13 protein-coding genes and 3 pseudogenes are annotated in these 17,765 nt (G+C 59.3%); 13 read left to right on the top strand and 3 right to left on the bottom strand.

The genetic code is table 11. The features are described from left to right. Positions 1-45: 45 nt before the first annotated feature. The 6 genes from nifE to AC0NID_RS01070 all read left to right on the top strand — a co-directional run bounded on the left by nifE (position 46) and on the right by AC0NID_RS01070 (position 5,684). Positions 46-1,548, top strand: a complete 1,503-nt coding sequence (gene nifE / locus AC0NID_RS01095) for a nitrogenase iron-molybdenum cofactor biosynthesis protein NifE (protein ID WP_473457765.1) — start codon at positions 46-48, stop codon at positions 1,546-1,548. Then, the gene (nifN, locus tag AC0NID_RS01090; RefSeq protein WP_473457767.1) at positions 1,545-2,927 is read left to right on the top strand and encodes a nitrogenase iron-molybdenum cofactor biosynthesis protein NifN; all 1,383 of its coding nucleotides are present in this window, start codon (positions 1,545-1,547) and stop codon (positions 2,925-2,927) included. The genes nifE and nifN overlap by 4 nt, the downstream gene beginning before the upstream one ends. Continuing rightward, entirely contained in the window at positions 2,893-3,390 is a 498-nt protein-coding gene (gene nifX / locus AC0NID_RS01085; protein ID WP_473457768.1) for a nitrogen fixation protein NifX, read from the top strand. The genes nifN and nifX overlap by 35 nt, the downstream gene beginning before the upstream one ends. A gap of 17 nt (positions 3,391-3,407) precedes the next feature. Further along, positions 3,408-3,887 carry a NifX-associated nitrogen fixation protein gene (locus AC0NID_RS01080; protein WP_473457770.1) on the top strand — a complete coding sequence of 160 codons (480 nt, stop codon included), beginning with the start codon at positions 3,408-3,410 and terminating at the stop codon, positions 3,885-3,887. A gap of 108 nt (positions 3,888-3,995) precedes the next feature. Further along, positions 3,996-4,700, top strand: a complete 705-nt coding sequence (locus AC0NID_RS01075; protein WP_473457772.1) for a response regulator transcription factor — start codon at positions 3,996-3,998, stop codon at positions 4,698-4,700. A gap of 96 nt (positions 4,701-4,796) precedes the next feature. Further along, positions 4,797-5,684 carry a universal stress protein gene (locus AC0NID_RS01070; RefSeq protein ID WP_473457773.1) on the top strand — a complete coding sequence of 296 codons (888 nt, stop codon included), beginning with the start codon at positions 4,797-4,799 and terminating at the stop codon, positions 5,682-5,684. Positions 5,685-6,216: 532 nt separating this feature from the next. Here AC0NID_RS01070 and AC0NID_RS01065 read toward each other — a convergent pair. After that, positions 6,217-6,864, bottom strand: coding sequence for a hypothetical protein (locus tag AC0NID_RS01065; protein WP_473457775.1), 648 nt, complete (start codon positions 6,862-6,864; stop codon positions 6,217-6,219). A 192-nt stretch (positions 6,865-7,056) separates the two neighbouring features. Between AC0NID_RS01065 and AC0NID_RS01060 the strand changes: the two are divergent. The 5 genes and pseudogenes from AC0NID_RS01060 to AC0NID_RS01040 all read left to right on the top strand — a co-directional run. Next, positions 7,057-7,305 (top strand): annotated as a pseudogene (locus AC0NID_RS01060) (oligopeptide/dipeptide ABC transporter ATP-binding protein); the annotation flags it as partial. A 111-nt stretch (positions 7,306-7,416) separates the two neighbouring features. Continuing rightward, positions 7,417-8,460, top strand: a pseudogene (locus tag AC0NID_RS01055) (NAD(P)/FAD-dependent oxidoreductase). A 448-nt stretch (positions 8,461-8,908) separates the two neighbouring features. Beyond that, positions 8,909-9,140: pseudogene (locus tag AC0NID_RS01050) on the top strand (ATP-binding protein); the annotation flags it as partial. Between the two features lie 64 nt (positions 9,141-9,204). Beyond that, positions 9,205-10,371, top strand: coding sequence for an NAD(P)/FAD-dependent oxidoreductase (locus AC0NID_RS01045; protein WP_473457777.1), 1,167 nt, complete (start codon positions 9,205-9,207; stop codon positions 10,369-10,371). Between the two features lie 643 nt (positions 10,372-11,014). Next, positions 11,015-11,782 carry a DNA-processing protein DprA gene (locus AC0NID_RS01040; protein ID WP_473457779.1) on the top strand — a complete coding sequence of 256 codons (768 nt, stop codon included), beginning with the start codon at positions 11,015-11,017 and terminating at the stop codon, positions 11,780-11,782. On the opposite strand, the gene AC0NID_RS01035 is transcribed toward AC0NID_RS01040, so the two are convergent. After that, positions 11,765-12,301 carry a ComF family protein gene (locus AC0NID_RS01035; RefSeq protein WP_473457780.1) on the bottom strand — a complete coding sequence of 179 codons (537 nt, stop codon included), beginning with the start codon at positions 12,299-12,301 and terminating at the stop codon, positions 11,765-11,767. The two genes, AC0NID_RS01040 and AC0NID_RS01035, sit on opposite strands and share 18 nt — an antisense overlap. A 426-nt stretch (positions 12,302-12,727) precedes the next feature. On the opposite strand from AC0NID_RS01035, the gene AC0NID_RS01030 reads away from it, so the two are divergent. Continuing rightward, the gene (locus AC0NID_RS01030; protein ID WP_473457782.1) at positions 12,728-14,452 is read left to right on the top strand and encodes a hypothetical protein; all 1,725 of its coding nucleotides are present in this window, start codon (positions 12,728-12,730) and stop codon (positions 14,450-14,452) included. Positions 14,453-15,263: 811 nt separating this feature from the next. On the opposite strand, the gene AC0NID_RS01025 is transcribed toward AC0NID_RS01030, so the two are convergent. Beyond that, positions 15,264-15,476, bottom strand: a complete 213-nt coding sequence (locus tag AC0NID_RS01025; protein ID WP_473522327.1) for a GDP-mannose 4,6-dehydratase — start codon at positions 15,474-15,476, stop codon at positions 15,264-15,266. A 797-nt stretch (positions 15,477-16,273) separates the two neighbouring features. Between AC0NID_RS01025 and AC0NID_RS01020 the strand changes: the two genes are divergently transcribed. Beyond that, the gene (locus AC0NID_RS01020) at positions 16,274-17,581 is read left to right on the top strand and encodes a lysine N(6)-hydroxylase/L-ornithine N(5)-oxygenase family protein (RefSeq protein ID WP_473457785.1); all 1,308 of its coding nucleotides are present in this window, start codon (positions 16,274-16,276) and stop codon (positions 17,579-17,581) included. Positions 17,582-17,765 lie beyond the last annotated feature (184 nt).

Genomic DNA, 17,765 nt, shown 5'->3' with positions numbered 1-17,765 from the left:
TCGCACAGGCGGTTCGTTGCCGAATTGGCTTTGGGGACTGACGCGATGACCTCGCTCAGTGCCAAGATCCAGGACGTTTTCGACGAGCCCGGGTGCGACAAGAACCGTGGAAAGGATGCCAAGGCACGCAAGCAGGGCTGCACAAGCCCGCTGACGCCAGGAGCGGCAGCGGGCGGTTGCGCCTTTGACGGGGCCAAGATCGTCCTGCAGCCGATCACTGACGTTGCGCATTTGGTCCATGCGCCGCTCGCCTGCGAGGGCAATTCCTGGGACAACCGCGGTGCAGCTTCGTCTGGGCCAACCTTGTGGCGCACAAGCTTCACCACCGACCTTACCGAACTCGAGGTGGTGATGGGGCAGGGCGAGCGGAAGCTCTTCAAGGCGATCCGCGAAATCAAGGAAGCGTATGCGCCGCCGGCAGTCTTTGTCTATTCGACCTGCGTGACGGCGCTCATCGGCGATGATATCGAGGCCGTCTGCAAACGCGCCGCCGAAAAATTCGGCTTGGCCGTCGTTCCGATCAATGCGCCGGGCTTGGCCGGCTCCAAGAACCTCGGCAACAAGCTCGCCGGCGAGGCGTTGCTCGAGCATGTCATCGGCACGGTGGAACCCGACGACGCCGGGCCGTACGACATCAACATCCTCGGTGAATTCAACCTTTCCGGCGAATTTTGGCTGATAAAGCCGCTCCTTGATCGGCTCGGGATCCGGGTGCGCGCCTGCATTCCGGGCGACGCGCGCTATCTCGACGTTGCTTCCGCGCATCGCGCCCGGGCGGCTATGGTGGTCTGCTCGACGGCCCTCATCAATCTAGCCCGCAAGATGGACGAGCGCTGGGACATCCCTTTCTTCGAGGGCTCCTTCTACGGGATCTCGGACACATCGGAAGCCCTCCGCAAAATTGCTGAGCTGCTGGTGAGGAAGGGCGCCGATCGGGAGATCCTCGACCGCACAGGGATGCTGATCGCTGAGCAGGAGGCGATTGCATGGGAGAAGCTCGAGGCCTACCGGCGGGGGCTGCAAGGCAAGCGCGTGCTGCTCAACACGGGTGGTGTGAAGTCCTGGTCGGTCGTCCATGCGCTGATGGAGATCGGCATGGAGATCGTCGGCACCTCGGTCAAGAAATCCACGGTCGAAGACAAGGAGCGCATCAAACAGATCCTAAAGGACGACAATCACATGTTCGAGCAGATGGCAGCGCGCGACCTTTACGCCATGCTCTCAGAAGGCAAGACCGATATCATGCTGTCGGGTGGGCGCACGCAATTCGTCGCGCTCAAGGCCAAGACGCCCTGGCTCGACATCAACCAGGAGCGCCAACACCCTTACGCCGGTTACGACGGCATGGTGGAACTCGTACGCCAGATCGACCTCGCCATTCACAACCCGATCTGGTGCCAGGTGCGCGAGCGTGCCCCGTGGGAGTGCCAGCCCAATGGGAAGGACGAATTGCCGAGCACCAAGAATGACACGGCGACCATGCGCGCCGTCAAGGAATTCGCCGGCACGACGCGGACTATTTCGGCTGGTGTTGAGGAAATCCGATGACCCGCATCCTTTCCCAGACCAAATCAGCTTCGGTCAATCCGCTGAAATCATCACAGCCGCTGGGTGCCGCCTTGGCCTTTCTAGGGATCGACGGCGCAGTGCCGCTGTTCCACGGCAGCCAGGGCTGCACCAGCTTCGCGCTCGTGCTCTTCGTGCGGCATTTCAAGGAAACGACCCCCCTACAGACCACCGCCATGGATGAAGTGACAACCATCCTCGGCGGGTCGGACAATCTGGAAGAGGCGATCCTCAATCTTAAGACTCGCACGAAGCCAAAGCTGATCGGGGTCTGCACGACGGCGCTGGTGGAAACCCGTGGCGAAGATTCCGCAGGCGACATCGCCGACATCAGGCTGAAACGGGCGGAAGAACTCGCGGGTACGGAGATCGTGCTGGCCAACACGCCGGATTTCAGCGGCGCCCTCGAAGAGGGCTGGGCCAAGGCTGTCACCGCGATGATTGAAGGCATTACGCGGCCTGGCGAGCGGGCGCGCCAGTCAAAGAAGATCGCAATCCTGCCCGGCTGGAACCTCACTGTGGCTGACATCGAGCATTTGCGCGAGATGGTTGAAAGCTTTGGGCTGCACCCGGTGATTTTGCCGGACCTCTCAGGCTCGCTTGACGGTACTGTACCAGACCACTGGGTCCCGACCACCTATGGCGGTACGAGCGTCGAGGACATCCGCGAGCTCGGCGCGGCCGAGCACTGCATTGCCGTCTGCGAGCATATGCGCCGGCCGGCCGAGGTGCTGCACAAGGTGACCGGTGTCCCTTACGTGCTGTTCGAGTCACTGACCGGATTGAAGGACGCCGATCAGTTTGTTTCCCTGCTGTCCACGATTTCTGGCGAGTCTGTGCCGGCCAGTGTGCGCCGCCGGCGGGCGCAATTGCAGGATGCGCTGCTCGACGGACATTTCCATTTCGGAGGCAAGAAAATTGCTATCGCTGCTGAACCAGACCAACTCTATCAATTCGCAACCTTCTTCACGGGCATGGGCTCCAAAATCGCGGCGGCGGTCACGACGACCGATATGTCGGAAATTCTGGAAAAGGTACCGGCGGAGTCGATTCAGATCGGCGATCTCGGCGATTTGGAAACGCTTGCCGGCGGCGCTGATCTTCTGGTCACCCATTCACATGGACGCCAGGCGTCGCAGCGCCTTGGCATTCCGCTCATGCGCGTCGGCTTCCCCGTGTTCGACCGGCTCGGCAGCCAGCACAAGCTCTCAATCCTCTATCAAGGGACCCGTGATCTGGTTTTCGAGGTTGCCAACATGTTCCAAGCCGACCGGCATGCGCCGACGCCTGAGGAACTTGATCCATTCCGCAAGCGGGAAACGCCAGGTGGGCCCCGTTCGTCGCCTCTCACTCGTCACTGACGAGGTTCAAGGTCCGATGCGTGAACGACAAGCAGGCGCTTTGCGCGTGGCAATCGCAACCCAGGACATGAAGGAGCTCAATGCACATTTCGGGTCGGCCAAGCGCTTTGCTGTCTACGACGTGACGCGCGAGGAGTGGCATCTCGTGGAAGCCGTGGCCTTCGATGAGGTTTCCGATGAGAGCGGGAACCGTCGGACCGGGGGCGATGACCGCATCACGCCGAAGGTGGAGGCGCTGAAGGGCTGCCATCTGCTGTTTTGTCTGGCCATCGGCGGGCCTTCGGCAGCCAAGCTTGTTTCGGCAAAAATCCATCCAATCAAGGTGCCGCAGCCACAAACCATCCAAGAGGTGCTGTTGCGCACGCAGACGATGCTGAGGACATGTCCTCCGCCCTGGCTGCGCAAAGTGCTGGCCGAAGCTGGTGTCGCCGGAGAGAAACCGTCCTTCGAGGACGACGACTGAAACGAGGAAAGAGCGAAATGTTTGAAGTCGCGGTTAGCCCTGCTGCCCACGAGGACGAGGCGGCCCTTGCCAGCCCGTTCGTCAAATGCCTCGTGCGGCTGATCCGTGCTCAGGATTCCCACGGGTCATGGGACGGCAAAGCGGACGCTGAGTTGCTGGCCGACTTTATCGTCAGCAAGGAACAGCGCCGTACGATTCCAATCATCGGCGATCCCGATCCGGACGTGCTGTGGAGGCTCGACAAGTTCTACACTGCCGTCGCCCTTGCGATCGAGGAGCGCTCCGGCCTGATGGCATCGCCGATGATCGAAATGAGCCATGAGGGCTTCGGGCGCGTGCTTTTCACCGCCGGGCGGCTGGTCGTTCTGTCCAAGACCCTGCGCGACGTCCACCGGTTCGGCTTCGAGACGTTCCGGAAGCTCGCCGAGGCCGGCACGAAACTGGTCGGCGACGCAATCGCAGCCATCGAAACCTATCCCGAGGTAGCGCGCGCGTGATGGGAGCAGGTGTCGAGCGAAGGGGTCATGACAAGTCTTGAGCAGCCGCGATGGCCAGCCTACGCAGCCGACGCGGTCCGGGCCGATGGGGCTCTTGAGGTAGCGCCGATGAAGCCACTCGTCCTGATCTGTTCGCATGATACCGAATTCTATCTGTTCCTGAGCCACATACTGGAGGTGGACGGCTTCGCCAGTGAGCCGGCAGGCGGCGCCAAGGAAGCGCTTGCATTGGCCGACGAACGGGAATTCAAGGCCGTGGTGCTGGACTGCGGGCCAGCGAGCATAACCGGGTCTGCAATCTGCGCCCGGCTCAAGCGGGAGCCCCGGACCGGCGGGCTGCCGATTATTGCCCTGATCGCGCCCGGCGCCGAGAACCAGCACCTCGATCTCCTGAAGGCTGGCATTGACGAGAGCTTTGTGCGGCCGATCGCCCCGGCCAAGCTGCTCGACTGTCTACGCGCGAGGCTGGCGCTGACGAAGCGGGGCGCAAATGGTCTTGAAAACGGCGGCTGGCTCTCCTGTGGCGGCCTCGAGATAAAACTCGACGCCCACCGGGTGCGGGGCAATGGACACGACATCCACCTCGGACCCATCGAGTTCAATGTGCTGCGGCTTATGATTGAAGCTCCCGGGAAGGTCTTCAGCCGGGACGAACTTATCGGCGCGGCCTGGCCGCCCAACATCCATGTCGGTGCACGCACCGTCGATGTCCATATCAGCCGGATCAGAAAAGCCCTGAAAACAGCTTCGCCCAGCAGCGTCATCCGCACCGTCAGGTCGGCCGGCTATTCGCTCGAGAAGCCGGACGACTGAATCAAGTGCGGGTGTGGTGCCACTCCCCTCCCGCGCGCGGTGAGCCGGTCCTGCGGCCTGAAACGCCCTAAACGAATACTCAGGAGAAGCAGGCAAATGGCTTTTAAAAGCGTACTCTGTGCGACCGGCGCTGACAATTCCGATCAGGACGTCAGAACTGCCGCCGGCTTGTGTGCCGAAGTCGGCGCGCACCTTTCCGTACTGGTTATACCGCCTCCGATGCTCCTTATGTCGTATCCGTCGATCGGAGATGGTGTCCCCGAGTGGCCTGGAGGACGTGGACAGGCAATTGCCAGATTGAATGACCGGTTTCGACAAATCGACCGATTTACACAGGACGTGGCCAGAATGGAAAGACGCTCCAAAGATATCCAGAGACTGCTGAGAGCTATGTCGCTCGCCTATGACGTTGATACCGACTATTGCGATCCGGCAAGCCTCGGCGAAGTGGCACGACAGCGGGCGCTCTGCGCCGACCTCACGATCATCGGACCGTGTCTCCTCAATGACGAGAATCTCGGACCTCCTGTTGTCAACGGCTGCTTGTTCGATACGGGAAGGCCGGTGCTCGTTGTGCCGAAGGGCACTGAGGCGACCTTGTGGCCACGGCGCGTCCTGGTCGGTTGGGATTCGCGAGTCGAGGCGTCCCGTGCGGTTCGGGAAGCGCTCGGTGTCTTATGCGCTGCTGAGGAAGTTCGTGTTGCCCTGGTCGATCCGAAGGCGAACTATAACAGGAACGGCGCGGAGCCTGGAGCCGACATCGCTGCCTATCTCACTCGGCACGGTGCTCGGGTGTCGGTTGACCTACTGCCAAGTGCCGGCAAACCGGCGGCCACGGTGCTTGCGCAGCACGCAATCGAGACGTCTGCCGACATGATAGTCATGGGCGCTTATGGCAGCCGTCGGCTGCGTGAGCGGCTCTTTGGCGGCGTGACGAGATGGATCTTTGAGAAGCCGACATTGCCGCTGTTTTTGGCTCGATGACGGTTCCGGTGCCGCACCGATGCTGTTCGAAGCTCTACCGTGATGCCCGCATTCATACCGTAGATGCGCTCCATCGAAACAATCATTGAACATGAAAAGCATTGCTCGGGAGGCGACGCCCGCCGGAAATCTCTCCAGTCATGCGCAAGGCGGAAAGTGGAACGGAGTCCTCCCAATTCTGAAGGGTACACCACGCAATTTAATCGCTCGCTTTCATGGCGCAATCCTGCGGACACGAGCCTGACGATTGTGCTCGCGAACGCGAGACGCTTTCCGTCCGCAGCTTTGTCGAGGCTGCCTTCAGGCGTGTCGGGAGGGAGATCGACTGGAAGGGGAAGGCATTGATGAGGTAGGCCGCGAACACAGGAGTAACTAGGCGCTGATCCGGATAGAAGCGGCTATTTCGGTCCCGGCCGAGGTGGACCTGCCGATTGGCGGGGCCTGCTAAGGCGGCCACCAAGCACGGTTGGAAGCCAAAGACGACTTTTGATGAGCTCGTCTAATGGTCGAGATCGATTGTCACGCTTCGGAATCACGCTCGTTTAAAGGGAAAGATAATGATCTCGCTGGAGGGCAAACGCGTCTGGTCTCCGGCCACGGCCGGCATGGTTGGGGTGCGCAGTGGTGCGCCGCTGTCCGGCGCGCCCGAGGCAAAGGCCCTACGTGGCCAGCTCGCCGGATAGCCGGAGACTACGCTGGCGTTGTCAACGGAGTTCGGGCCAAAACCGTCTCTGTAGAACCCCACCGTATGAAAGATGAAGGTATCTCGTTCGATATCGACGAGAACGATGATGTGCGGCTTCCACCCGAACCTCGGGTCGAAGCCGTTCATCCGATCCTGGAGCCGTGAGTCAACGCCCGCGGTCAGATAATCCTTGCTGCTTCCAGCGTAGAGAACATCTGCGCCGGATCCGCAGAGCTTGTCATTGTCCCTCCCGAAAATGCGCAGTTCGTCGCGGCCATTGTCACCGGAGAGTTCGTCCCATGCCTTCTCGCCGCAGGATCCGTGATCGCTTTCCCGGGTCAAAGATTGGTCGTCGCCTCCGCAATCGGCGATCCGGTCGATGCCACTAGAACCTAAGCTAACATCGTGACGCTCGTTGCCGAAGGCTTCGGAAGCTGGTTGACCGCTAAGAAACCGTTTCAGCTGTACGATGAGTTTTTTGATTTCAATTCTCACAGATGCAGCCCACCACGCGACGAAGCGCCTCCATATATCGCTCGTCGAGTCATCGCTCTAATCGATTGCCATTATGCTCTCATTTGCACGATGAATGTTCCCACGTGCATTTCGCCTTTCCGCCGAGCAGTGCATGGCACTGCGGCGGCCCCACTGGGTGGCCAATCATCTGAACATTCGAGATGCCAAACCGCCGACCGTGGGGTGGTCACGTATCTCGGCCACATCGTCGAGCAGGGCACCACAGACCAGATATTGTCGCCGCCCTACCACCCCTATACCGATGCACTTTTATCGGCCATCCCGATCGCCGACACCTGTGTCGTCTAGAAACACATTGTGCTCGAAAGCGACATTTCCTCGGCGATGGATCCGCCGAGCGGCTGCCCCTTCCAGACGCGCTGTCCGCGCAAGCATCTCGTTCCCAGAGCAATTTGTGAGCATCGGGATAGGATCAATTCGCGGTCGTGTGTGCGCCAGCTGCTGTGCGGCCGTGTCGACGTCTCTAAGGTGGACACGCTTGTCGTTGGCGGCGGCCAAGGGGGAGTGGCTATGAGCGAGCACCTGAGCAAGTGCGGGGTGCCTCATCTAATTCTTGAACGCGGCCGGATTGCCGAACGCTGGGCGCTTGGAGCTTGGAGCTTGGAGCTTGGAGCTTGGAGCTTGGAGCTTGGAGCTTGGAGCTTGGAGCGGTAGGACCTCCCTCGTTGCCAATGGCCGGGCCTGGCATGACCGGTTCCCGGACATGGAGTTTCCGGGGACCGGTCCCGATGACTTTGCCTCCAAAGGAGGAGGTCGCCGACTATCTTGTCGCTTATGCAAAGCAAATCAATGCGCGATCCGCTGCGGCGTGGAGGTCAAGCTCGGGCAAAGAAATGTCGGGCGGCCCGGATTCCGCGTCGAGACGCCGGACGGCGTGATCGAAGCCAACAGCATCATCGCCGCGACCGGACCTTTCCAGATCCCCGTCACGATCGCCCGCCGCGGGCCTATTGCGGGCGCGACTTCTAATGGTGGCTGGGCGCCCTCGGCAAGTGGGACGCCGAGACCCCGAGACCCGGCACCGAACACGTCACGGTTGCGGTGAGCGGCGGGCGCGGCGGCGAGACGATCGACTTCGGTCGTCTGGCCGCGCAGGGGCTTACGCTCCTCGGTATGACAAGCAAGTACCAGGACGGCGTGATGAGCTTCGCGCCCGATCTGGCGAACAACATTGCCCGCGGCGACGCAAGCTTGATGTCGCTGCTGGATGAAGCCGACGCCTATGTCGCTCGCAACCGTCTCGACCTCTCGGAAGAGCCCGCGGACCGTTGCATCGACTAGGATCCGGAATGCGTGACCAATCCGATCCGCGAGCTCGACCTGGGCGAGGCCGGGATAGCGGCGATCGTCTGGGCGACAGTTTGCTGTCGACTACAGCTGGCTGAAGGTCGACGCCTTCGACGAGAAGGGCCGGCCAAGGCACCACCGTGGCGTCTCGAGCGAGCCCGGCTCAATTTCCTGGGTTTACCTTGGCAGTCGCAAAGAGGGTCCAGCTTCTTCTGGGGCTTCTGACATGATGCCAAACACGTGGCCGACTGTATTTCGACGCAGTGAAACTATCTGGCCTACCATGCTGCCGCGAAGGGCCAGCCCGTGGATGCCAGACCTGACCCTGCCCGGCCTGCGGTGTGGAAGGGTCACTGCCGCGAGCATCCATCTGCCCGCATCGTCGATTATCCGACAATGTCGGGTTCCGGACGAGCTGGAATTCGAGAACTCATTGCTTGGGCAGACTTCTTTTCCGGCACGCTTCATGCATGGGAGTTTTCGAACGCATTTGTGAGATGTCATCCCATGCTACCCCCTCGAAGAACGAGCCGCGCCAGTTTGAAAAAGCCAAATCCTGTGGTGGAGGCGGCCGCTAGAAGCCGCCCTAACATCCGGAAAAGCTGCGCGACAGCATCACACGCGTCCTTCTCGCCCTTGGCGTGGGTTTGGCGCCCGCTGTCGATGTCGCCGACCTTGAGCCCAACGAGGACAGGATTTTGCCTTCCTCGCAGTCGCGACCGCGGACGGCAAGGCCATTGTCCTGGTGAGCGACGATGGCAGCCGGCATTTCGCCGAGCAACCAGGCGCGCATTTTCGAGCCATTCTTCACCACGCGCCGCGATTGCGGCGGCACCGGCATGGGCCTCGGCATCGTTCTGGCCCTCCTGAAAGCGCATGATGGCACGATCCGCCTGGTTGACTCCGAGCGCGGCGCGCGCTTCGAGATCATCCTGCCGGCTGCATGAATTGGAGCCTGATCGTTTCAGAAAACCGGCTTCGGGATCATGCTTAGAACTGGAGAAATGAAAAGTGCGCTACGACGTCGTCATCATCGGCGGAGCCATCATTGGCTCCTCGATCGCCTATTATCTGCGCGCGGAAGGGTTTTCGGGCTCGATCGCGCTGGTCGAGCGCGACCCGCAATTCGCCCATGCGGCAACGACGCTGTCCTGCGCTTCGATCCGCCAGCAGTTTTCGATTCCCGAAAACATCCGCCTGTCGCAGTTCACGCTGAAACTGTTCCGGCGGCTAACGGAAGAATTCGGGGCCGACGCCGATATCGGCTTTCGCGAAGGTGGCTACCTCATCCTTGCCGGCGAGAACGGGTTGCCGATCCTCAAGGCCAACCACCAGACGCAGTTGGCCGAGGGCGCCGACATCGTGCTTGAGGATGCGGAGGCGCTCGTCCGCCGGTTTGCATGGCTGTCGGCCGAGGGCATCACCGCCGGCGCCTATGGCCGCACGGGCGAGGGCTGGTTCGACGCGCATGCCATGCTGATGTTGTTCCGCAAGGCGCTGCGCGAGAAAAAGATCGATTTCATCACCGCCGACGTGACCGGCATCGAACGGCAGGGCGACCGTGTCACCGGCGTCGGCCTCGACAATGGCGAAAGGCTCGACGCCGGCATCGTCGTCAACGCCGCCGGGCCGAATGCCGGAAAAGTTTCGGCAATGGCCGGACTGATGCTGCCGGTGGAACCGCGCAAGCGCAATGTCTTCATCTTCGAGGCGCGCGAGAAACATGACGACATGCCGATGCTGGTCGATCCCTCAGGCATCTATGTCCGACCCGAAGGCTCGGTCTACATCACCGGCGGGGGCGAACCCGAAGAGGGCGACGGCCCCGCCGACCCCAGCGATTTCGGGCCCGACTGGCCGTTGTTCGAAGAGGTAATCTGGCCAGTGCTGGCGACCCGCATTCCGGCCTTCGAGGCGATCAAGCCGACGCGCGCCTGGGCCGGCCATTACGATTACAACACGCTCGACCAGAACGCGGTGATCGGCCCGCATCCGCAGGTGCAGAATTTTCTCTTCGCCAATGGTTTTTCCGGCCACGGCCTGCAGCAGGCGCCGGCGGTCGGCAAGGCGCTGGCCGAGCTGATCGTGCATGGCGGCTACCGCACGGTGGACTGCTCGGCGTTTGGGTATGAGCGCGTTGCCGAGGGGCGGGCTTTCAGGGAGTTGAATGTGATCTGAGGCTGGCGGGACAGCACCCCCCCCTCTGGCCTGCCGGCCATCTCCCCCGCAAGGGGGGAGATCGGCAGCTTAACCGATGATTGAAAGATTGCAGATCGGGCGGACATCAACACGTGTTCTCATTGATGCCCTGTATACCCACTTTGTTCTATAAGCATTTCCCAGTGAACCTCGTCAAGCGTCCACTACGTGGACGCCCGCGCCGCAAACCATCGAAGAGGTGCAGAAATTGCTCGCATCATGCCAGGTAAAGTCGGCCGCGCTCATCCGCAGGTATCGCAAAGGCGCCCTGTTCAGCACGGTCGAAATATCGCTGCTATGCACGAGTTGCGACAAACGGCGGGGCCTGTTAGCTGGAGATCCACAAGCTGCAACCGAATTGATGACGCTCATCTCCGCGCCATCTCACGGGGTTCAAATGCCGCTGAAAACCGCAAGGAACCGGACCGCGATTCGGTAGTTTCTTCCATGGCGTGACAAACTGGCCTGTGGACAGTTTTCGGCCGATTTGGCTATGTATTTGAAAACAGAGTCAATTTTCGATGGTTAACCCATTGAGACTTAATAAGAATTGGATTGACTGAGCAGAAGAAGTATGAGAACAATTCGTCAACAAATGATCGCCGGTTCGAGGGGAAAGCGAATGTATTCGGCGGCTGCAGAGACGGACCGTCCTTTGGGCAAGGCAGATCTCTCATATGTTGTGCCCACACAAATCTCATCCACCAAGCTGTCCATTTCGTTGAGGGGCACAAGCCGGCTTCCGTCGCGGCGCCAGTTGGACTTTCTTGGCCAGCCGGGCTCAGAGAACAAGGACGATACTGTTTTCTACTATGCGGGCGATATTTCGCTCCTGATGCGGCCATGCGTTGCGATTGTTGGAACTCGTCAGGTGTCCGAAAAGGGCCGCGCTCGGACTGCCCGTCTTGCGAGAGGGCTGGTCGAAGCGGGTATTGTTGTGGTTTCCGGTCTGGCTTACGGAGTTGACACGATTGCGCATCGCACGGCTATCGAAGCTGGCGGCAAAACAATCGCGGTGATTGGGACACCGCTTGATAAGGCGAGCCCGTCGGAAAATACGGAAATGCAAGAGGAGATTTATCGGAATCACCTCCTGATCTCTCAGTTTCCGATCGGCCAAAAAACCTCGCGCGCTAGTTTCCCGCAGAGGAACAAATTGATGGCGGCACTCACCGATGCCACAGCGGTTATGGAAGCATCGGACACGTCCGGAACTCTGCACCAAGCAGCTGAGTGTACAAAGCTCGGTAGGTGGCTGTTTATCGCACGATCGGTTGTAGATGATGAGACGTTGACTTGGCCGGAAAAGTTCCTTCGATACGAGACGTGCTTGCCGCTCGACAGTGTCGATCAGGTTATCGAGCGAGTATCTTCACCACGTGCTACCTAAGGCAACGCACTGAACTGAGCGCGCGCCTGCTTTCAACAACGCTGACATACAAGCCTTCAGCGAGTTGCCCGACTTTTGAACGTCGTCCAAAAGTAGGACATCGCGGCCCCTAATCAGATCAGGTCTTCTGACCGCGATGCTATCGAGATGCACCTGCATGCTTCGGTCGCCGCCATGAGCCAGTTTTTGAATCTTCTTCGTTCGAACGAGTGCCTGCGATGCGTCGATTCGTCTTCCAGTTGCGCTAAGAGAGGCCGCTATCGATGCTAGTCCACCTCCGGTTTTACCCGGATCGTGGGAGGGCACAACTGCGATTGCGATTCCGTCGTGAAGTTGCGGCTCCAAACGTTCTGCGAAATGCTTGACGCCAGCCGCCTTGCCGTCCTTTACGTCGAGGATGTACCCACTGTGGGCAGGATAGGTTCTGGCGTCATATCCTTCTGACTTGTGGACGCTCCAGGGCTTATAATCTCCAAGCGACACAATGCTTTCATCGCTGCCACGCAAAACCTGCCCCAATCCAACCTCCCAGTGTGTTCTTCTTACAATAGAAGCCGAACCCGCCTGATCATAGTTATCAGACAGAGCGCTAGCAACGCCGTTTTTCTAACATGTCTTTGCGCCTTACTCGATAGCATTTGGTATAGGAAAATCCTGACATTTGAAGCCGAGAGACGGAACGACGCAGCGGTTATTACAGCGAACTGACGATCTCGAAAGCGCACCTTGACAGGAACGGCGGCATGACCCAAATCGGCCCTTCCAAGACCGACAAGATACGTGTCTCGAATAGCGGCGGACATGCTCGACAAACGCCCGATTCTCCCGCACGGCGATCCTGCTCCGCCTGGGGGCCCGGCGTTAGGGGTCCGCTGCGCGTTGCCGCGGGTGGGCAAGGGCCTGAGCCTGACGCCGTTGAACTAAGACGTGATGGCCATGATTCCCATGAAGGATCAGATCGCAGCGTTTGAAAAGAAGCTCGACGCGGAATTGGCGCGGCGGCCGACCATGGGCTTCGACGCCAACAAGGCGCTTATGTTGGCCTGCAATATCGTTGAGGCAGAGGCAGTCATGCGGCCGTTCGACGGGCTAGCCGTACTTCTGAGCGAGGGTATTGAAACGTTCGCATCGCATTTTGTGAGCGGTCGTTCCGGGGCAGAGCCAGATCTCGAGTTGCTGGTTCAAGATTTAATATTCGGCGCATATTATCACCACCTTCGGGAAATTCTGTACTACAGCTACAATGCTCCAGACGCGATCGACTGGACGTTCGCGGAAAAGCAACTTGAGTTGCGGTATCGCGATAGATCGATCCCGCGTCAGTTTTTTACGACCTGGAACGAATATGTCTTCCTGTCAATGAAGACGTTCGACGGCTTTACGGCGCCGGACCAGCTGCGAAATATTCTTAAGGATGTACCAGAATGGGAATATGGTGAGGCGCACGAAGCGGCGGGCGGCTATCTCAAGACATATGCTGATCGCAAGCTTGCTGCCTATTTTACTATGTTGGATCCGGACTCCGATATCGATCTCGATGGCTATACTTATCGGGAATTCTATTTGGTCTACCGCATAGCAATGGCAAAGGCGCTCTACCATCGCTATCAGGCAGAACTGAACGATGCTTTTGGCTGCATCTTCATGGACATGTCGGAACTTGTGGACGGTGTGGCTGAGGAAACGGGCATTCCGGGGAACACAGTGGCCGCGATCTTCAAGGATATGATCTATGACACGGGGGCCGTGAAGGATCGCCTCGATCCTTCGTATTTTTCGATGATGAGAGAGGGCGCTGCGCCATATCGTATCATCATGCGTCCGATCGATTTTTCGAAAGCGGAAGGGCTGGTTCAATTACTTCGCGTGGTGGCCCAGCGTAGGCCAAAAACCTTCCTCTCGAACGTCAGCAATCCGCTCGGCTCGCGGTTCGTGAAGCGGGCGAAGGCTGCCTTTGAAGCGCAGGGCTTTCTTTGCCACTCAGAGGTATCACTTGCCCGCATTGATCCGGCGCTGCCTGACATTGACCTTCTGGTTCTGGCAGAGGAGCCGACGCTGGGTTATGTCATGCTGGTCTGCGAGGTGAAGAGCCCCTTGCCGCCGCGCTGGGCGAAGGACCAACTTCGTGTTCTCTCCAAAGACAGCGTCTCCAAGGCATTCCGGCAGGCGGAAGCGATTGGCGAGTTCCTAAAGCGGCCGGAAGGAGTCGAGTTCATCCGCTCAGTCATTCCGGAAGGCGGCCTCGAGCACTTCGATGACTTTGTCACCGTCATTGACCAACTCGTTATCACGTCGGACAATGCTGGCATGTTCTTCGGTCACGAAGAAACTCCGATCGTCAACTTCCGCACATTGGAGCGCCTACTAGATCGCTCAGATGGCGACATCCTGCACATCCGAACCTGCATCAACACCTACAATGATGGCGCAGACTCCTATCTCGAAACGAAGATGATGGAGATCGAAGTCGGAGAGCTAACTGTTTTGGCGGAGGGTTTCACGCCGACAGTCCTTATGGATTTTCCGCAGAATACCTGGCGTAACAGCCCGGAGCGCCAGCAGCTTATCGATGACTTCATCGCTGGATGGCACCACCCGTTCGATTGTCTGGAAGGCCGTGGCGTTATCCTGGGACCACCACCGAGTAAAAAAAAATTCAAAGGCAAGTGAGAGGCGAACTAGACGCCGATCTCATGAAACTGTTCACGCCGCCCCTATGCCACTACAACTTTGCTCGGGGCGGCCTCCGGCGAAGGCCATTCTAAAAACACGGGCAATGTCCGGAAATGGCGGCCTGCACTCTCTCCCGCCAACCCATCCAAACGGCCGCATCCTTGGAAAGAACGCACCCGGCTGCGGAAGCTTTGTGTTTGTGAGGGAAATAACCGAGTGAAGGGAAATAACCGATCTTGCATCGGAGGGCTTAGAGAGTACCGATCTCGCAACGGAAGCGTTGCGCAGGAAATAACCGATTTGAGGCAAAATCCCCGCGAAGGGAAAAACCGATTTAGCTCTTCGCAACGCTCCCTAAAATGGTCCCGGTCCGTCCTTAGACTCCAGATTGCTCTTGAAGGACAAGTGGCCAGGGGACCGCAATGTAGGTGGGCAACCTCATTCCGGTGCGAGTCGTTGCCGGTCAGCAAAGGCGAACGAGTCGCTACTTGGTCGCCAGTTAAAACGATGATTTACGTGTGAAAATGGCGGAGAGACAGCCAAGTCTGTCCTCAAGCGTCTGTGTGAATTCGCCGATCCAAACGACCGGGTGCTGACTGGGTGCCGGCCGACCACCTGAGAGAGGCGGGCCGGCGAATGCTGCTGGACTGCAAATGCCCGGCGAAATCATTGCGTTTTCGCGTCAGGCGAGCGTGATCCCGTACGCGCGGGAGTCGGCCTCGATCATTTACGAGGCGAGCTCATCGAAAGCAGTCGTCGGCTCCAATCGAGCTTGATGGCCGCCTTGGAGGCATCACCGATCGGCAGGTCAACCTCGATTGGCCCGAAACAACGTTTGGATCAGCGCCTGGTTATTCCTGGGTTCGCGGCCCAACTCGTCAACACCTTCGCCTTCCCAGAATATCTCCTTCCCGACCCGCCTGGAGGCAGCCTCGACAAAGCTGCGGACCGAATGCGTCTCGCTGGTCGCGAGCACCGTCAGGCTCGTGGTGCTGCAGGATGGGGCACACGGCCTCGACATAGCTGTGTGACCGTTTTTAGCTGGATTCCGCGTCTCAAAATCCGGATCTCGCCTCCATCTTCCGCAAGACGGGAGAGACCTCCTGGGGCCCCCGGCTTCCAAAGGCGTCTTTCCAGATCCCCGCCGCGAGAAGTGGCAAGAGCCTTTTTCCGCACCACAGTCCATGGACCTGGGATGCTGGCCGTCCTAAGAGAAAATTCCGATGCGGAGCTGCCCTATTAGCTACCGGCTCCTGGCAAGAGGACCGCGACGCGGCAAATCGGCCACCGGCGCAAGATTTCCCCCTCATTGTCGGATACCCGACAGGATCACAAACCCGCTAACCGTTGCTTTCATGAAAGTTTCCTTCTGGCACGTTTGATGCAGGGGATCTTCCGAACACATCAGCGGATGCCCTCCGATGAGCAGGCTCAGGGAAAAATGCTGTCGCCGCATTCGAGACCGCGCCCTTCGCTGACCACCAAGTCGGTCAAAGGTCGGCGCCTCATGGTGGAGGGGGGCGACTTCGCCCGATTAAAACACGGAATAAGGTTGGAAGCATCGACCGAGACGCGATCATCGAAGCGGGCGGAGATACGTCGATCCCGTCCACGCCCACAAGTCGTGGACATGAGTGTCGATCTCATCACTTGGCCGGGATCATGGGCTTCATACCCGACCATACGAAAGCGCGATCAAACTCTAGCAAATCCAGCACCGAGGTCGAGAATGCCCGCATGGACAGTAAGCCCAATGGCCATGGCCGATATTCGCCGCGAACATCGCCTAGTTGGGAAACACCTATAGGAGCAAGGCAAGTGGAACTCTGGTGCGTTGGAGTGGGTGCTGGGCCTTCTAATTTGAGCCTTGCGTGTCAGATACACGAGCAAATCGGGCAAGGGGCACTGTTCCTGGATCGGCAAGTCGACTTCCGCTGGCACCCAGGCATCGCATTCAATTCCTCGGAGCTCCAGGTCAGCCACTTCAAGGATCTGGTCACGCTGGTGAATCCGCGATCAGCCTACACTTTCGTAAACTACCTGCACGAGAGCGGGCGTCTGTACCACTTCCTGAATGCACAGTTCTTCGAGGCCGTGCTCAGAGCTGAGTTCGAGCAATACCTGAACTGGGCCTTCCACAGGAACCCGCTTGTCCGCGGCGGCGAAACAGTGCGCCTAATCCGCTTTGACGGCGAGTTTCGGGTGCACACCGATAACGCGGTTATCGGCGCGAGAAACGTCGTGCTCGGCATTGGCAAGCAGGCGCATATTCCGCCTCAGTTTCAGGGCTGGACTGGACGCAACCTGTTCCACTCATCTGAATTGCTGCACATTCGTCCTGAGGTGCACAAAAAGCATGTCTGCGTGGTCGGCGGGGGACAGTCCGGAGCCGAGGTGCTTTTGCACCTTGTTGGTCTGCCAAGAGAACGGCGACCTGCCTTGATCACTTGGGCCTCGCAACGCGAAAACTACCTGCCCATCGACAACAGCCCGTTCACAAACGAGTTGTTCATGCCCTGCTTTTCGGATCGTTTCGCGGCAATGAGCGAGTCGCAGCGCAAGCTGTTCCTGCGGCGCTTCGTGCTTGCTTCGGAGGGCATTTCGGAAAGCACGTTGCGAGCGATCTATCAGGCGCTATACCGCCACGCGTTTCTAGAGCCAAACCGATGCGAAATCACACTGCGGCCGGGCTGCACGGTCTCGCACTGCATCAACGCCGGCGCGGGCCACAGACTCACCCTGCAGCACGGCATGGAGGAGGTCGAAGAAGTCACGGCCGACATCGTCATCCTGGCCACCGGTTACGAGAACGCGGTGCCAGGCTTCTTGGAACCGATGGCGAACCGGCTGGAAAAGATCGACAACGAATTGGCTATTCGCGAAGATTTTTCGGTGTGCTGGGACGGACCGCGTGACAGACGCATCTTCGTACAGAACGCGAGCCTAGGACAGCGTGGGCTGGCTGATCCGAATCTAAGCCTGCTGGCCTGGCGAGCGCGTCGCATCCTCGACAGCCTTCTGGGGCGCGCGCCGCGCGCCAACCCCGAGCATCCCGGCTTCATCAGCCCTACCTCTGTCGAGAGCTGGTCCGACACCGTCGCAGAAGAAATGGGCAGCGGGATATGACTGGCCGACTACTGATCATTGGCGGTGGCATCCAAGGAATGATTCCGCCTTGACTGCAGCGGAGGCCTGAGAGCGAGACGCACTTAGCGTCGTCCCATATGCCGTGGAGTACTGTTTCCGTCGACCCACAACCTGACCAGCGCCCGATTGCCCTAATCGAAATGTTCGACCAACCAGTCTTTCC

It is taken from the genome of Mesorhizobium sp. WSM4821 (assembly GCF_055901555.1).
This window is presented reverse-complemented; position numbering and strand designations above follow the sequence as displayed.